At 40.8% G+C, this 17,548-nt stretch carries 17 protein-coding genes; all 17 read right to left on the bottom strand.

The features are described from left to right. Positions 1 to 113 precede the first annotated feature (113 nt). The 17 genes from nucS to ABVC65_RS02420 all read right to left on the bottom strand — a co-directional run bounded on the left by nucS (position 114) and on the right by ABVC65_RS02420 (position 17,451). On the bottom strand, positions 114 to 902 hold the full coding sequence (nucS, locus tag ABVC65_RS02500) for an endonuclease NucS (RefSeq protein WP_353582527.1): 789 nt from the start codon (positions 900 to 902) through the stop codon (positions 114 to 116). Between the two features lie 27 nt (positions 903 to 929). Further along, positions 930 to 2,405 carry an amino acid permease gene (locus ABVC65_RS02495; RefSeq protein WP_004120465.1) on the bottom strand — a complete coding sequence of 492 codons (1,476 nt, stop codon included), beginning with the start codon at positions 2,403 to 2,405 and terminating at the stop codon, positions 930 to 932. Positions 2,406 to 2,483: 78 nt separating this feature from the next. Next, the gene (locus ABVC65_RS02490; protein WP_353582526.1) at positions 2,484 to 5,258 is read right to left on the bottom strand and encodes an ABC transporter permease; all 2,775 of its coding nucleotides are present in this window, start codon (positions 5,256 to 5,258) and stop codon (positions 2,484 to 2,486) included. 21 nt (positions 5,259 to 5,279) lie between these two features. Beyond that, the gene (locus ABVC65_RS02485) at positions 5,280 to 5,981 is read right to left on the bottom strand and encodes an ABC transporter ATP-binding protein (protein WP_353582525.1); all 702 of its coding nucleotides are present in this window, start codon (positions 5,979 to 5,981) and stop codon (positions 5,280 to 5,282) included. Positions 5,982 to 6,060: 79 nt separating this feature from the next. Continuing rightward, complete coding sequence (locus ABVC65_RS02480; RefSeq protein ID WP_004120463.1) at positions 6,061 to 6,681, bottom strand: DUF5701 family protein; 621 nt, start codon at positions 6,679 to 6,681, stop codon at positions 6,061 to 6,063. A 51-nt stretch (positions 6,682 to 6,732) separates the two neighbouring features. After that, complete coding sequence (locus ABVC65_RS02475; RefSeq protein WP_353582524.1) at positions 6,733 to 7,800, bottom strand: aspartate-semialdehyde dehydrogenase; 1,068 nt, start codon at positions 7,798 to 7,800, stop codon at positions 6,733 to 6,735. A 33-nt stretch (positions 7,801 to 7,833) separates the two neighbouring features. Further along, positions 7,834 to 8,415: an ACT domain-containing protein gene (locus ABVC65_RS02470; protein ID WP_353582523.1), complete on the bottom strand. Its 582-nt coding sequence runs from the start codon at positions 8,413 to 8,415 to the stop codon at positions 7,834 to 7,836. 70 nt (positions 8,416 to 8,485) lie between these two features. Next, on the bottom strand, positions 8,486 to 9,250 hold the full coding sequence (locus ABVC65_RS02465; RefSeq protein ID WP_004120457.1) for an aspartate kinase: 765 nt from the start codon (positions 9,248 to 9,250) through the stop codon (positions 8,486 to 8,488). Positions 9,251 to 9,452: 202 nt separating this feature from the next. Continuing rightward, a complete protein-coding gene (gene recR / locus ABVC65_RS02460) occupies positions 9,453 to 10,061 on the bottom strand; it encodes a recombination mediator RecR (RefSeq protein ID WP_004120455.1) in 609 nt (202 codons plus the stop codon). 6 nt (positions 10,062 to 10,067) lie between these two features. After that, on the bottom strand, positions 10,068 to 12,416 hold the full coding sequence (dnaX, locus tag ABVC65_RS02455) for a DNA polymerase III subunit gamma/tau (protein ID WP_353582522.1): 2,349 nt from the start codon (positions 12,414 to 12,416) through the stop codon (positions 10,068 to 10,070). A 154-nt stretch (positions 12,417 to 12,570) separates the two neighbouring features. After that, positions 12,571 to 12,981, bottom strand: a complete 411-nt coding sequence (locus ABVC65_RS02450; RefSeq protein WP_353582521.1) for an Rv3654c family TadE-like protein — start codon at positions 12,979 to 12,981, stop codon at positions 12,571 to 12,573. After that, on the bottom strand, positions 12,978 to 13,382 hold the full coding sequence (locus ABVC65_RS02445; RefSeq protein WP_004120449.1) for a TadE/TadG family type IV pilus assembly protein: 405 nt from the start codon (positions 13,380 to 13,382) through the stop codon (positions 12,978 to 12,980). The genes ABVC65_RS02450 and ABVC65_RS02445 overlap by 4 nt, the downstream gene beginning before the upstream one ends. 158 nt (positions 13,383 to 13,540) lie before the next feature. Further along, the gene (locus ABVC65_RS02440; RefSeq protein WP_353582520.1) at positions 13,541 to 13,816 is read right to left on the bottom strand and encodes a DUF4244 domain-containing protein; all 276 of its coding nucleotides are present in this window, start codon (positions 13,814 to 13,816) and stop codon (positions 13,541 to 13,543) included. 99 nt (positions 13,817 to 13,915) lie between these two features. Then, positions 13,916 to 14,533: a type II secretion system F family protein gene (locus ABVC65_RS02435; RefSeq protein WP_004120445.1), complete on the bottom strand. Its 618-nt coding sequence runs from the start codon at positions 14,531 to 14,533 to the stop codon at positions 13,916 to 13,918. Positions 14,534 to 14,563: 30 nt separating this feature from the next. After that, entirely contained in the window at positions 14,564 to 15,202 is a 639-nt protein-coding gene (locus tag ABVC65_RS02430; protein ID WP_004120444.1) for a type II secretion system F family protein, read from the bottom strand. A gap of 28 nt (positions 15,203 to 15,230) precedes the next feature. Continuing rightward, the gene (locus ABVC65_RS02425; protein ID WP_353582519.1) at positions 15,231 to 16,289 is read right to left on the bottom strand and encodes a CpaF family protein; all 1,059 of its coding nucleotides are present in this window, start codon (positions 16,287 to 16,289) and stop codon (positions 15,231 to 15,233) included. Next, entirely contained in the window at positions 16,270 to 17,451 is a 1,182-nt protein-coding gene (locus tag ABVC65_RS02420; RefSeq protein WP_353582518.1) for a hypothetical protein, read from the bottom strand. Before ABVC65_RS02420 ends, ABVC65_RS02425 begins: the two co-directional genes overlap by 20 nt. Positions 17,452 to 17,548 lie beyond the last annotated feature (97 nt).

The following is a 17,548-nucleotide window of genomic DNA, read 5'->3' as shown; positions in this document are numbered from 1 at the left end:
CTAATCAAATTATGCCGCGCTTGAATAAATCTTGCGCGGCATTTTTATACGTAAATTTAGTAAATTTACGTAAATTTCGTAATAAATCACAAATAAAACAGAAAATCGTTAAGCTAAAACAGGCGAAGATCGTTAGACTCAACACCGCGCATTTCATCGTAATCGAGAATTAAGCAAGTAAAGCCACGATCCTCAGCCAAAACTCGCGCTTGCGGGCTAATAGTCTGCGCAGCAAAAATACCTCGAACTGGTTTAAGCAACGGGTCTCGATTCAACAACTCGCAATAACGCGTAAGCTGCTCAACACCATCAATACCACCGTGTCGCTTAATCTCAATAGCAACGTGAACACCGTTTGAATCCTGCGCCATAATATCCACTGGACCAATAGCAGTAGGATATTCTCTGCGAACCAATGTGGCGCCATCGCCAATACGCTCAATTTGCTCAGCCAAGTAGCGCTGCAAATGATCTTCTACGCCATCTTTAACAAGACCTGGGTCTGTGCCTAAATCGTACGAAGAATCGCTATAGACGTGTTGCAGAACAATGCGAAGCAGATCATTACCCTTTTTTGCAGCAATTTTTAAAACAGTTCCGTCGCTAAAAACGCGCGAAAAGTCGAAAGCATCCGAGCTACAAGCGCCAACAGAACCATCTGAAGAAGCAGAACTCGAATCGTCGCACCCATCAGAACAATCGTTATCTTTAGAAACATTTCCATCAATAACACGCATAGTACAAGGAGCAACCATCCAATTAAGAGGTTTATATGACCCTAACTCTGAAAAAATCAGTACACTACCATCAGCCTTAATAAGCAACACGCGCTTAGCTGATGGAAGGCTTGCATTAAGCCTACCCGTATATTCTGCACTACAGTCCGCAACAATAATTCGCACACAAAAAGCGTAACATAAATCGCGTAACTATCTACCCAGAGCAGCCGCTAAATCGCGATTCTGCCAATGCTGATGCAGAGCGCAATAGCCTCCAAAAAGAACAAGCCAAATAAGACCGCCAATAGCAGATCCACGAGTATCCTCGCTGATAAACAGCGTTACATAAACAAACGCAAAGAATGCAATAGTAAGAGAATTAAGCAGCTTATAATGCGGCATAACAAAACCATCTGGCATAAAATCAGCAGAAGCACGGTATTTTCTGTGCGTGACCATAATCAAAATGTAAATCATGATTATCACTGCCGAAGATGCCGAAGCAAATACTATAAACGCTCCGTGAACTCCAGGAATCGAGTTAATAATCGGCGAGAACAGAATTAGTGCAGCAGAAAAAACGATTGCTCGTGCAGGAACTTTAGCGCGCGAAACCTTGCGCAAATGCGAAAGAACAGGCGAATTAGATTCCAGCGCAATCTGATACATGTGGCGTCCTGCAGAATAAAGCAGTGAATTAAGCGCAGAAGATGCTGCAGTAATCACCACAAAGAACACAAGTGCAGAAGCCCAATGCAACCCCGCATACTGGAAAACCATTATGAACGGAGACATATAAACTCCCTGCGCATTAGTTGCCTTAAACTGCTGCCAAGGAACAATTAGCATAATCGCAATCAGCGCACCAACATAGAAAATCAGGATTCGCATAATTATCTCGTTCACAGCCTTTGGCAAAACTTGGCGAGGATTTTTAGTTTCCGAAACAGTAACGCCTACAAACTCAATAAGCTGGTATGCGTAGAACACCATCTGGAAACTCATTAAGAAAGCCAACCAACCATTTGGCATAAGCGAGAAATTATTGAATATATTGTCAAAACCTGCGTGACCAGCAGGACTTACAACACCACCATGAAGCGCTGTTGCTGGATAATGATATCCTACTACAACCATCACAATTGCTGTAGCAATAAGCGCCACAATCAACGTGATTTTAATCATTGAGAACCAAAATTCGGTTTCACCAAACAGCTTTACGGCAACCAAATTTATACACACTAAAGCAGCTAAAAACACTACTTCTATAAGCCATTTCCAACTACTTACGTCTATGCCAAAAGTCTGGAAAAACGTAACACAATACGTACTTACAGCCGTAATCTCACTCATGCCAATAAGCACAAGCACTATCCAATACGACCATCCTGCAAAATTGCCCCAGCCTTTGCCCAAGTATTTAGTAATAAAACTAATAAACGTATGCTGGTTTGGATCCTTGTACATAAGTTCGCCAATGCCACGCATAAGCAAAAACATGATTAATCCAACGATTATGTACACGAACACAATGCTTGGACCCGTAAGACTAATGGATTTGCCCGAGCCTAAGAATAGTCCCGTGCCGATTGTTCCACCTATAGCAATGAATTGCACATGCCTTTTTGTAAGGCTGCGCTCCATTTTGTTAGTGTGACCATTGTTAGTGTGGTCAATATCACTCATTGCTATAACTCCATTCTTTTAGCCGTGAGCTTTCAATTTTATAAGAACCCGTAAATATTTGAATTTCATTATTCAACTTTATTCAACACTTTTAAGCGAACTAACAGGGTCAATGCGGTCCAACGCGGGATTAGTTGACCATTGAACGATTAAAGCAAAGACCAGCGTTGCAAAGCCAGCAATAGCGTAGCTTAATGGAGATACTTCAACCTCAAAATACAGAGAAGGCATGCGCAAAGCATTTGTTAACAAGCCTGCAACCAATCTTCCAAGAGGCAGACCAACAAGAATACCAATTACAGTAAGAGTAAGCATCTCCTTATGCACATAAGCATGAACTTCTCTACGATAAAAGCCAAGAACCTTTAAAGTTGCCATCTCTCGCGTGCGTTCCGAAATATTAGTGCTTGCCAATGTAAACAGCACGGCTAACGCCAAGCCTGCTGCAAGAGTTACTATAAGCGCTACAACAGCATTCATTAAATCAAAGCTAAACGAATGTTTCATGCGCGTAATGTTCATAACAGCCAACACGCCATCCCTATCTGACACATTGTCTGCGTAACGCATTTTTGCATCATCGTCTCCACGAAGGCGCAATATTAGCGCATTATTCTTAACGTTTTTCCCATTTTTAAAACTGAATATTCTTTCATAGCAACTAGAAGTCATATAAATATTTGAACCAATAAGATTACGCACGATTGCACGCAACTTCACTTTTGCGCGCTTAAAACTGGAGTTTGTTATTGTAATATAGTTTCCGTTCGCAATTCCCAACGACGATGCTGCGCTCTGCGAAAGAAGCGGACCATCATCATTAAGCGAAATATTTTGCAAATTATTGTTAACATCTTGTAGACGAACCATATTAGACAAAGCTGCGGCATCTTTAACAACTACAATTTGCACGCTTTCAGAATCTTCAACGATTTTATTATGCGAATTGTTATTGGAATTGCTATTAGATTTACCATTATTCGCATCGCTTTTTGCGATTTCACCAGAACTAATGTAGGCAGGCAAAATAACATCAACAAGGTTGTTGGATTTATCTTTCTGCACACTTTTCTTCATATTTTGGAATGAGTCTGGAGCGGAAATAGAAATCATATCGTAGCGGTAAATGCCATCATATTGGCGGATTCCAAGAGTTGCTACAGTATCGTTTAATGCTAAAGCACACACGATTAATGCCGTGCAACCAGCCACGCCACCAATCGTCATAAATAATCTGCTTTTAAAACGAGCCAGATTCCTTATAGATACTTTGTTGAGGAAACTTAGACGATTCCAAATAAAAGGTAGATGTTCAAGAAGCACGCGAGCGCCGGCTTTTGGAGATTTTGGACGCAATAATGCCGCTGGCACTTGCCTTGTCTCCCTCCAGCTTACGATTATTGTGCATATTGCAACTGGTATTACAAACGCGAGTACACAAATCGAACCATAAAGCCAGTCGTATCGTAAAACAACTCCTGGTACTGTGTACAATCCGCGCAAAATCTTAAGTAATAAAGATGGAATTGCTAAGAATCCTAGAATATCGCCAATTCCACCGCCTACTAGACAGGCAAAAATCGCAAAGAAAGCGTGCCTTGTTATTGCTGCGCAACGTCCATAACCTAAGCTTAAGTATGTTCCAATTAGTCCTCGTTCTTCTTCTACCATTCTTGCCATAGCTGTTAGGCTCATCATCATTGCCACTACAAGAAAAAGCACTGGAAAAGCGTATCCAAGAGATTGAATCGAGGCAACATCAGAACGCAGGCGAGTATAGCTTCCGTTTGATATGCGAGCAAAAATATGCCATCTTGCTTGAGGAACATTCTTTTGCACTTCTGGCTTAATTTTTGAGTAAATTTGCGCGCGAGCCTTAGCTAAAACCGAGTCGGGAGCGTTCTTAAGCATTGGCATGGTGGCTATAGTCTGATCTACTTTTTGATTAGTTTGATCTTCTACAACCTGATTTGTGCGCTCCTCTTGGCAATCGCTTTGCACGCTGTCTTTAATCTGGTTTGAAGCATTTGCCACAATTGCGCGATACTTTTGCGAAAAATCGTTAACGCGTTGAGCCTCATTTAATCGCACATACATAGCTGTGTATGGAAGATTATTTGTGCTTTCAGTAATCGCAGAGGTAAAAATAGGGTAGCGTGATATTACGGAATTGCGGAAAGCTTTTGATTGATACCCGTTTGGATTGTCCAAATCGTTTACGTCTAGCACACTTCCTGTGATTAGAAGCTTATATTTTTGATTTTGAACCAGTTGATTAGACGAATTAGATTGATTAGTGACTTGTTGCATACTCAAAAACAGTGTGCTACCAATACGCAATCCGCTATCGTGCAAAAATCGCTCGGTTACTACAGCTTGACGATTGTTTGTTGGCATATTGCCACGCATTAAATGCAGACGATTCAGTTTTTTAACATTGTGATTATATTGAACTACGTTCATTGCATAAGACAAATTGGCATTATTCGAAGGATGAGCAGTAGCTTTAAACGACTTTCCCGCCTCTGCTTCACTAACAAATGGCAATTTTTTGATTACTTTAACATCTTTGTCAGTCAAGCCAAGCGTAGAAACAATTTGTAGGTCGTAAGCTTTGAGCTTAGAGTAAGTGTCATCTGCTCCAAGAAGCATATCGTTGCATCCTGCATAAATGCCAGTCATAACAGCAACGCCAAGCATTGCTATAACTGCTAGTATGCAAAAACGACGCCATTCGTGAACCCACATTCTAATGGCGCTAATAAAAACCATTGGCAAAATAGAGTGTGAGCGCTTATTGCGAATCGCATATTTGCGCTTGATTTTCTTAGATTTTACAGTTCCGCTACTCACTACAAATCACCACTCTACAAATCACCATTCAATATCTGCAATTGCCGTAGGATTTTCTTGTACTGTTTCGCTTACGACTTTTCCAGAATGGAATCTCACAACTTTATGAGCCATAGGAGCAATAGCAGCATTATGAGTAATAATAAGAACCGTCATTCCTTCTTTTTGGCAAATATCTTGCAATAATTGCAAAACAGCTTTTCCAGTTTCATAATCTAACGCACCCGTAGGCTCATCGCATAAAAGCAACTTAGGCTTTTTAGCAAGTGCGCGCGCAATAGAAACTCGCTGCTGCTCGCCTCCAGAAAGTTGTGCTGGGAAATTATTAAGTCTTTTTTCCAAACCTACGTCAATAAGCGTTTGTGCTGGATCAAAATGATCTGAGCAAATTTGTGAAGCAAGCTCTACGTTTTCTAACGCTGTCAAGTTTGGAACAAGATTATAGAATTGGAAGACAAAACCAATATCTTCTCTTCGATACTTTACAAGCCCACGACCATTTAGCTTTGTAATATTTAAATCACCAACAGTTACACTACCGATTGTTGCCGTATCCATACCGCCTAAAATATTCAAGGCCGTAGTTTTACCTGCACCCGAAGCCCCTAGTATTACGGTGAGCTTGCCGCGTTCGGCTGTAAAACTAGCATCATCTAGAGCGCGCACGACACTTGATCCAGATGGATACTCTTTTACAACATGATCAAAAGTTATGTATGCCACAATACACCTTGCTTACTGACTACCTGATGATGCTTTTGCTATCAACTTCTTAATTTATTAGATTAATATTTAATACTCTTCATTGGAATAGAGATACGCCACGACGTGCCGTACAATACGCGTTGCCAAGCCAAGTATGCCTTGAATTTGGCCATACAGCTCCAAGACGAGGAGCACCTTGACTCATCCAAATACTCGGCACTCTTCCATCGGAGCTTTTAGATCCGAGAAGATTAAAACCATTTTTTATTTCAAGCCAATCTGGATGCTGCGTAACAATCGCCAATCCTTCTTCTAAAGTCAAAGGAAGACGCTCGTCTGAATCTATAAGTTTTCTGGCAACATCTGGCTCACGATTCAAATACGACGTGCCTGTATGAGGGTCTAATGCCAAGTAAAATGGACCTTCTGGAGGCTCAAAACCATCTTGTGGCAGAAAACTAGCTATATCTCTAGGCGGCATTGTTGTAAAACCAGCCATACGATCAATACTCGTCCTAGAAATTAAGGATTCTGGAGAAACTAGCTCGCGAGTAGGCACAAGAAGAATATTAGTACCCAAATCGCTTTGCTCAAGAGCGCGAATAAGCGGCAAAGCTAAAGCACGAAACGATGCAGCACTCATATCTGCAACATCTGGGTAGCCAAGAGCAACAATGCGATCAAGCTGCTTTTGTATTTCTTGCGAAGCTATAGACATAATTACATTTTACGTAAAATTTTTTATAATAGCTAATTCGCGCAGGTCTAATCAATCTACAAAGTGTCGTTTTTTAGCTACGATTTCCGCCAATTGCACGGCGTTAAGAGCAGCACCCTTACGAAGATTGTCATTTGTAATAAACATTGCCAATCCGCGCTTTCCATCAACCGCTTGATCTTGGCGAATACGCCCAACGTAGCTTGCAGACTTTCCTGCAGCAAGTTGCGGAGTAGGAATATCGCTAAGCTCGGCTCCCGGAGCCTTGTTTAATACTTCGCGAGCCATATCTGGAGTTACATCGCGCTCAAATTCGGCATTAATGCTCATTCCGTGACCAGTAAAAACGCCCACGCGCACGCATGTGCAACTCGCTGCAAGCTTTGGCAGATGAAGAATCTTACGACTTTCGTTGCGAAGCTTTTGCTCCTCGTCGGTTTCTTGCGATCCGTCCTCAACAATCGCGCCGATAAATGGCACAACGTTGAATGCAATTGTACGCGCAACTTTGGTTGGCTGCGGAAAATCAATAGCATCTCCATCAAACACAAGCTTATCCGCTCCTTGATCTAAGGCAGCTTGCGCTTCGTTCATAAGCTGCAATGCTCCAGCTCTACCAGCTCCAGAAACTGCCTGATAAGAAGATACAATAAGTCGCCTTAGACCAAAAGCGTCAGAAAGCGGTTTTAAAACAGGCATGCACGCCATTGTTGTGCAATTAGGATTCGCCACTATTCCACACGGAATATCATTTAAATCTTCTGGGTTTACTTCTGCAACTACCAGAGGCACATCGTTATGCATACGCCATTGAGAAGAATTATCTATTACAATTGCACCCGCATCCGCGAATCGAGGTGCCCACACTTTGGATGTTCCGCCGCCTGCGGAGAAAATCGCAATGTCAATTCCGCTTAAATCTGCTTTTTCTACGTCTTCTACAACAACATCTTTGCCTCGATAGTTCAAAACAGTTCCAGCAGAGTGCGCGGAAGCCAAAAATCGCAAGTTTTTAATTGGAAAATCGCGCTCGTCTAATACGCGACGCATAACCATTCCAACCTGACCCGTTGCACCTAAAACCGCAAGGTTTACGCCTGTATTGCTTATGATTGCCATTTTGTCTCCCTTATTTTGCGTGTTTTTGCGCGATCAGCGCCCGCTTCCTCCATAAACAACAGCTTCAACTTTGCTTGCGTCTAATCCGTAGGCTGTGTGAAGCGCACGAACCGCCTCGTCAAGCTGTTTTACTGGAACAATCGCAGCAATACGAATTTCCGATGTAGAAATCATAAGAATATTAATACCGTGATCGCTTAACGCTGTAAAGAAGGTGGCTGCGAGACCAGAATAGGTTTTCATTCCAACGCCAACAACTGCGACTTTGCCAACAGAAGGGTCTACATCCATAGACGTAAATTGCAATTCGCCGCGCGCACCCTGCAAAACCTTGCAAACGGCATCCAAAGCCGAGCTTGGAGCCGTAAGCGATATGTCAGCCGTTTCGGTGGATGCGCTTGCCTGAGCAATCATGTCTATGTTAACGTCTGCAGCAGCAAGAGTTGTAAACACTTTTGCGGCATTTCCAGGCTTATCGGGAACGCCTCGAAGAGTAATCATAGATTCGCTTCTATCATGCGCAACGCCTGAAATCACTGGTGTTTCTGGGCCTAAATCTGGGAACAAATCACCCATTGTTGAACGAATATCTACATTTGCCATTTTATTTACCATTTTTGCCACCTTCTGTCTATTGCCTATACGTTCTGTCTGTTGTTATGCTTGTGTCTTCTTTAATAAATAATTAGCTTAAATTCGGCAAACTCTTTGGGTCTACTCCACTCGGCACAATTAATGTTCCGTTTCTGTGCGAAAACGAGCTGCGAACATGAAGAGGCATACTGAATCTTTGCGCGTATTCAACGCATCTCAAAGCTAACACTCGAGATCCGCAAGACGACATCTCAAGCATTGAATCGTAATCAATAACAGGAATTCGCTTTGCGGTTGGAACAATTCGAGGATCTGCCGTAAATACGCCATCAACATCTGTATAAATCTCGCAAACATCTGCTCCAAGAGCAACAGCAAGTGCCACTGCCGAAGTGTCTGATCCGCCTCTGCCAAGCGTTGTGTCGTCACCAACCTCGCTAATTCCTTGGAATCCTGCAACAATAGCAACACTGCCTTTTTTAAGCGCATGCTGAACACGATCTGGCTTTACTGCACGAATATGAGCTGCTCCAAATTGCGCGTCTGTCATAAATCCAGCTTGAGAACCAGTAAAAGAGTATGCGTGCGAGCCTTGAGCATGAATAGCCATTGCTAGAAGACTCATCGAAATACGCTCTCCTGCAGTCATAAGCATATCCATCTCTCTGGCAGGCGGATGCGCATTTACACTCATTGCTTGGTCAATCAAGTCGTCTGTGGTATCTCCCATAGCGGAAACAACAACAGCAACATCATTACCAGCAGCTTTTGTATCAAGAATTCTTTTGGCTACACGCTGAATTGCGTCCGTATCTTCTACGGACGAGCCACCGTATTTCTGCACTATAAGAGCCATTCTAACCCCTTATGTTCAGCCGTCACTGTTATCTAAAGCACGCTAATGCAATAAGAATTAATCCAAATAAGATTAATCTGAAATTAGACTACCAACTGTGCTCTATTTATTTTTAGTTTTAGAGATATTGTGAGTGGCGTATATGCAACAAGCGGTTGCTGGCGACTTATCAAACGCGTTTACTTACGAGTCCACAAATCTTTTATACTTCTTGTCTTCCTGCAAATGCGCGACCAAGAGTTATCTCGTCTGCATACTCTAAGTCTCCACCAACTGGCAATCCGCTTGCAAGTCGCGTAATACTTATGTCAAGCGGCTCAAGTAAACGTGCTAAATAAGTTACTGTAGCTTCTCCTTCAATATTTGGGTCAAGCGCTAAAATAACTTCTTTTACTTGCGCGTCTTTTAGGCGCTCAAGCAGTTGCGTTATTTTCAAATCTGCAGGACCCACATTTGCCATTGGATTAATGGCACCGCCCAAAACGTGATAAACGCCAGCGTATTCGTGAGTTCTCTCAATGCTCATAATGTCTTTTGGCTCTTCTACAACGCATATTTTTGTGTGATCTCTGCGCGGATCTTGGCAAATAACACAAGGGCTTTGCTCGCAAACGTTTCCGCAAATTTCACAAAATCGCACATTCTCGCGCAAGTCACTGATTGCGTCAATTAAATCCTGCGTTTGTACATCAGATGATGAAAGTATGTAGAATGCAATTCGTTGCGCGCCTTTTGGCCCTATTCCTGGAAGCTTAGAGAACGCATCAATAACTCTGCCTATTGCACCGTCATACGATGACACGTTATGCACTTTTACTTACTCCTCTTGCTTTCGCTTATGCAATCCTGCATTTTTAGGATTTTTTGGATCACTTGCAGCGAATTCTTTTACAGATTTCACCTCAAACATCTTCTCTAAATCATCTATGCTCAAATTGGTTGCAGACTCTAACGATTCATCCTGCATGGAGCATTCGTCTTCTTGAGCGCCGTTTACACCATTAGAGATTCGCGCTTTTGACTCATTGTCTACCTGCGATTCTGAATTTTCGCGCTGCAAATTTTGATGACTTATCTGCGATTTTTGACCCCATTGCTGCGCGTTTGACGCAACGTTATCTGCGTTTTCTGAAGCGCTTACCACTCCAACATTAAAATCTGCATTCTGCAATGCAGCAATCGCATCTCCCATTGGAGCAGATCCCATACCTGCCCATGCGTCATCTTTCTCAATATCTAAATCTAAAGCACTTTCTGAAATTGCAGAACCAGATGAATCGAAAGCCTCCGCACCAGCACTTGAATCGTCACTAGAGCCAGCATCATCGCTACTGGAATCCGCATTATTTGAATTTGAATCAGAGCTTTTCTCGATTATTTTTCCGAATCCTTTTACGATTCCAGCTTTTCGCATAAGCAAGTCTCGCTTAACTTGTGCAAGTCGTTGCGAAGTCATTCTTGCAACAGACTCCACTTTTTCGCCGTTTGCAGCTACTAAATCTGGAGCTATTGCAACGTTTTTCCCAAACACATCCTTTACTTTGTTCATAACCACAACTGGCACTTTTTTACCATCGCAAGGTTCTGTTGTGCAAATCGCGAGCGCAAAAGCATGTTGGCTTATAGGCTGGTCAAAAGTTAATACAAGCCTTCTTTTTGCCGCATTCCCATCGTCTAATCTAACTTTTGGAACGCGATCTCTCTCTACGTATTCACGAACATCGTCTGGCAAATTTTTAACCAGATTGTCCCAAGTTTCATCCACGTCAAGCTCTTGTGTTGTCTGTTTTTCAACGTTTGCAGTTGACCAATTCGCTTGCGTGTTATTGTTGATTTCAGATTTATCATCAAGAGTTACTGTATGATTTTCAGCAATGTTTACTGGATTAACTGGATTATTTACTGGATTTACTGGATTAACTGTACTATTCACTGGATTGACTGAATTTACAGCAGAATTTGAACCAATAAAATGCCTTGCAGAAGATGCAGGATGTGAGGAAGACTTTGCAAGAGATTGATTATTAGATTGAGCAAATGATTCCTGTACAGTAGTACCAGATTGCATATCAGCAAGCAATCTAGCCATAAGAATCTCAAGATTCATTCTAGGCGAAACAGCATTTGCCATTCCAGCAAAAGCATTATTGACGATTTCTGCCATTTTAGACAAGCTTCGCAAAGTGAGCTGACTTGATTGACGTTGCAAATCTTGCATGTCTTCTGGCGATAAATCGCCTAACAAGTTTTTAGCACAATTGGGACCAGCAGAAACCAAAAGCAACAAATCACGCAATCGTCCGAGAAGATCTTCCACAAACTTACGAGTGTCAAATCCTCCAACTACCACTTTTTGTACAACTTCATATAGTTTTGCACCGTCTTTTTCAATAAGGGCATCAATAACATCTGCAATAAGATTAGAAGGCGTAAAACCAAGCAAAGCAACTGCTGAATCTAACGAGATAACACCATTATCTGAACCAATCATAAGTTGATCTAAAACAGATAATGTATCTCGCATGGATCCGCCGCCAGCGCGCATAGCAAGCCGCAAAACACCCTTTTGCGCTTGAATACCTTCCTTTTTACAAATGTCTTCCAGATACGGTCCCATTACTTCTGGAGGAACAAGTCTAAACGGATAATGGTGGGTTCTAGAACGTATAGTTCCAATCACCTTATCTGGTTCAGTAGTAGCAAAAATAAACATAACATGCTCAGGAGGCTCTTCCACAATCTTCAACAAAGCATTGAATCCTTGCGGAGTTACCATATGCGCTTCATCAAGAATAAAAATCTTATATCGGTCACGCGCTGGAGCAAAACCTGCACGTTCGCGTAATTCCCTAGCATCGTCAACACCATTGTGACTTGCAGCATCTATTTCTACAACGTCTATTGAACCTGATCCGCCTGTAGACAAATCTTTACAGCTTTGACATTTTCCACATGGCTTAGAAGTAGGACCCTCTTTGCAGTTAATACAACGAGCAAGAATACGCGCAGAGCTTGTTTTTCCACAACCGCGTGGACCCGAAAATAGGTAAGCGTGCGTTATTTTGCCTTGATCTAGCGCTCTCATAAGAGGAACGGTAACTTGATTCTGTCCTATCACTCCTTCAAACGTGTCTGGACGATACCTTCGATACAATGCAAGTGCCATAACTATAACCTACCGTCGCCTGAATATTAGCTCAACTCTACTTGAGCAAAGTTTCTGTTCTATTCTAAACATTTAGACATTAACATGCTAATTACCTATTAACATGCTACATTATGACCAATCGCACGAATCACTGATATTTTCCACACACTTATTAGTCACAATCTATTAAACCAGCTCTAGCCGTTACATTTATCTTATTAACCATAGGAAGTCGTAAAGGCATACTTAGACTGATTAATACGTCATCATCTTTTTCAACACAAGATTCTATTTTCCCATCATTTGCCTTTGCTGTGCGCTCTGCAACTTGACATGCATCATCTTGCATATTTCTCATAGCAACTGCACCTGATATAGCCGATGCGTTTGCAAGAGCGTAGGCTCGATGTTTTTGCACCAAAATTGACCCTAAAGTCGCACAAACAACAAGCATAGAGCAGATTACTATTACCAATCCTATGCCGAGCATAGTTCCAGAACCACAATCTGCTCTACGCAAATGTTTAAAACTGTAATATCGCGTATTCAAAATGCTCAATCGCTTACATATTTTTTGACTCATATTAAAACCTGACTAATGCGAGCTTCTACAGACAATGGCAATACTTTTAAAGGGTCTGGCACAACTGGGCAGCTTACAACAATATCTGCCGTATTCCCAACATATTTGACTTTTACAGAACTATTAACTCCAGATACTTTAGATACTATATTTTGCGCATCTTTAGAATTGTGATGCGAAGCAACATAGTACGCTACTTGACCTGCTGCATCATGGCAATTCATTGTATTTACTACTGATTTACCAACAAAAAATAACGTTAAAGCAAGTACCACAACTGCAGGAAGAATAATCGCAAATTCTGCGGTAACAGCCCCAGAATCTTTTGAATTATTTATCTTATTACAATTATTCTTAGTCGTTCTCTTATCTAAAATGTTCAAAAATACATAATTCTCCATTTTGTCTCGTTTCTTTTCGCATTAGTTAAAATCCCACAAAAAATCACATAAACATCACAGTCAAAAAACTTTATAAGTGTTTCATCTAATGTTTTTCAAAGTATGTTTTAAGTTTCACGCAGTGCTTAACAGTTTTATAAATGACTATTTACTTAAAACTAGCTAACATGTAGAGCTTTTGTAACAAGATCACCGATAGCCGTACGAACAGCATCTGATTTGGCAATAGCAATAAGCGCTGTAGCAAAAGCTGTGGCAGCTATAAGAACAACAGCATATTCTGCCGTAACAGCCCCATCATCACACTGCTTTAAATCTTTGCTCAAACGATTCTGCATGCTATTACATGCTTGTTCAGCTTTAATTAGTCCTTCATTCATCCGCATTGAACACACGCAATACCATGTTGACAATGCAGCAGTAATTGATCTCATAATCACTCACCGTTACCTTTCTTTTTGTTGTTTTTATTATTTTTCTTTTATTTATGTACCCAATATTGGGATACAAATTTTTTATTTTTTAGATTGTGATCAACACATAAATGCAGATACTGTCGGCAAAATTCCGACGAAAATAAACGCTGGCAGAAAACATAACCCAACCGGCAAAAGCAGGCGAACAGAAAGCCTAGAGCTTTCTGTTCTTGCCACGTTTTGCATAGATTGCTCATAATTTTGTAAAATTGCTATGAGTACAGGAACAGGAGAGCTTCCACAACTCCATGATTCTCTAAGTGACTGTCTAAGCCACATACTTAAAACAAAAGATGCAGATGGATTTTTGTCTTTTTTATCGAAGCACACATAAGGAGCGCTCCAAGCTTCCATCCAAGTATCTCCAGAAAGTAGTGCTCTAGAAACATTCCTTAGACAAATCCCTTTTCCTCCAGGAATAGATGATCCAACAGCATCAAGTGCTCTAGTAATTGCAACTCCGCTTTTTAAAGCAACTATCATCATTTGCAAACCCAAAATTGGATCTATATCTTCAACTTTGTTAAGCCTAAAATCGTAATTGCTTCTCATAGAAATCGCAGGCTTACAGGCGCGCTCATAGCACGGATTAAGAATCATCTGTCTAGTAAAAAATTTGCATAACGTAACTATATAAGCTACTAAAATAATCCAAACGATAATTGCCTTAAACATTTTCCACGATCCTTAATAACCATTAGTTAATTAATCGACATTAGAAACAGCACTCAGCATTGCTTTTTTAGATGACTTCATAATCCATGTAACCCATACAAGACCAATTGCATAAAACAATAAGCCAATACCTAAAAATGCATACCCTCTAGAACTAGTAAAAATCATCAATATTGGATTTACACCCAACAATTGTCCAGTAAGAAGAGCCAAAAATGGTAAAGCAGTTAGCAATCTAATAGTTGCCTTAGGCATTGCAAAAACTTCTGATCTTAAATCATTCACCCTCTTATTGGCATGATAAGAGTCAGCAACAGCTTGAACACAATCAGTCATAGAGCATCCGATAGAACTGCTCAATTCGTATACAGACATAAGCGATTGCGCAACCTTGCGCATGTCTTTTCTAACTTTACTTCTTTGGCGAGCGCTAAGATTCTTAATCCTATTAGAACAGCGAGAATCAATCCATTTGAACACAGATTCAACGTTTATAACTTGGAAATAGCTTTCGCTGTTATTACTGTTGTAACTGTTATTGACATTATCGGTCTTTTCAATAAGTCCATTGCGAATTTCATTGCTGCTGTCTCCTCTTATAATCGATTCAAAAGAAGCACCAGAACGCAAAGAAGCCACAAGAGCAGCTAGTGATTCTTCAATACCCATTTTCAAAATCCTTTACTGTCTTTATCAATTACAGAAACAATCCTGTATTCAACGGTAAATGCCATTTAACAGCAAAATTTTTCCAAGCAGACGTTGCCTCTATCTGAGCAGAAAAATTACTATCATTAGAATTAACGTAATTTTTCAATCTTAAAATTGGCACGCCTTCTAACGCGCCAGAATCCGTAGAACGCAATACTCCAAGTTCTTTTACAACTCGCGTACCATTTACTCTTTCTACATGTATAACAACATCAAAAGCATCCGCAGCAAGAGCACATAGCGCATAAGGTTCCAGTCCTGCAAGAAGCCCTAAAGACATTAATCTGGCTGGCACCTTTTGGACTTTATCAGCATGCAAAGTTGTCATTCCACCTTTATGACCACATGTAAAAACACGCAATAAATCAGCTATTTCTTGACCTCTGCACTCACCTAAAATAATCCTGTCTGGCCTCATCCTCAAAGTTGCCTTTACAAGATCCGACAAGCCAACGCTGCCTGCCCCCTCAACATTTGCTTCTCTTGTAGCTAAAGACACATGATCCTTAGATAATGAACCTAATTCTCTTGTTTCTTCAACAGTCACTATTCTGTCTTTTTCATCACAAGAAGCTAAAAGAGACTTCATTAACGTTGTTTTACCAGAGCCAGTGCTTCCCGTAATCAAAATATTCGCACGCTGAGTTACCAACAGATAAAGTATTCTAGATAATTCAATCGGAAACATTCCTCTACTGCTTAACTCTGTTAAACAATAGCGTTTTAAAGCAGGAAAACGAATCGAAATAGCAGCGCCACTTAAAACTATTGGAGCAATAAGAGCGTGAACTCGCACTCCTACTGGGCTAGAAGCATCTGCGATTGGGCATGAATCATCTAATCTTTTGCCCAATTGTGCACAAAGCCAAACTGCATATTCTCGCAAAATCATAGGATCATCAAATGGAATTCTTGGATTGTACTCTTGCAAACCAAAACCTTTATCTACCCAAACGTGACCTGTGTCTGTAACAACAATATCTGTTGTTTGGGGGTTATCTGCAAGCTCTTGCAGAATACCAAAATCAATATCTTCTAAAACCATGCTTACCCCTTGATATTTTTGAGAATCTTCCAGATTCATATGATTGTGGATTTGATTGTTTATATTGCTGCTCAGATTGTTTTCCAGATATCTTCAAAGACGAATTAGAGGAATCTCCAAGCAACCATGTTGTTATTTTTTCTATTGGAATTTTGGCGGATCTTGGTATATCTCTTATACCGTAACCAGATATTATATCTTCGTACATTTTAGGATCGTGACCAATTGGACCTTCTACATCGCAAAGCAAATAATCACAAGCTTCATTAACATTTACAGGGCAAAACCTTTTAGAAAGACCACGCGGATTTAATCCTGCAACAATAGAAGTTAGTTTTCTAGAGTAATCTTTATGGTCAGATTCTAGGCTTCGCCAATATGCGCGCAATCTGGCAAGGCCAAGAACACTAAGCTCTGCAGCAAATATGGTTGGAACTTGCGCCAAAGTTGGAAGATTCTTTAAAAGCCTTCTTGCTGAAAATCCAGATCCAATATCAACAATTACTACATCACAAGCGTTGGAAAGACCTCTAATAGCAGCTTCAATAACCCATGACTTAGGCTCTTCACTCTTCCAAGGAGCGTAAGCCAAAATATCAACGTTATTCCAGTGCAAAAGTTCACAACGCAGTACATATCCGTCTAATCGTCCTAAAGGAGCTTGAACCTCCTGCAATCTTCTGCCTTCGTCCTGCTCTAATCCCAACAAAACATCTAATCCACCGTTAGAAATATCTGCGTCGATTAGTGCAACAACATATTTTTTACTAGATATATGACTTGCCAGAAGAGCAAGAGTAGTGCTTAAACCAACTCCATCATTTGCCGATGAACCGATTACAACATTTTTTGGAAAAGGCTTTAGCGAATAGTTCAAGCTACCAATATTTTCTTGAACACTATGATTATCGAATGCATCAAAATCACTACGAACTGAAGTAGAAGATACACCAGTCGCGTAATCTACATGATTTGAGTAATCTGCATGATCCACATGATTCACATGATTCAAAGATGCGATAACAGTCGAATCTTCCAGCTTGTCACTATCAGACGTACTTTTGCGCATACTTTTTATCGCACTCGCCTGAGGCGGGTACGTTTCTATAATGCGCGGAACGCAAGAAGGAACATCGTAATTATCAATAGCCATATTGTCCATGTGGCTATTGAATCGCATACTAAAGCATTAGGCAATACTATTTAAACAATGTGGTTAAAGGATCAATAAACGTTGCAATTCCGCCAAAAAGTTATCC

It is taken from the genome of Gardnerella vaginalis (assembly GCF_040427915.1).
GTDB lineage: Bacteria > Actinomycetota > Actinomycetes > Actinomycetales > Bifidobacteriaceae > Bifidobacterium > Bifidobacterium vaginale_C.
This window is presented reverse-complemented; position numbering and strand designations above follow the sequence as displayed.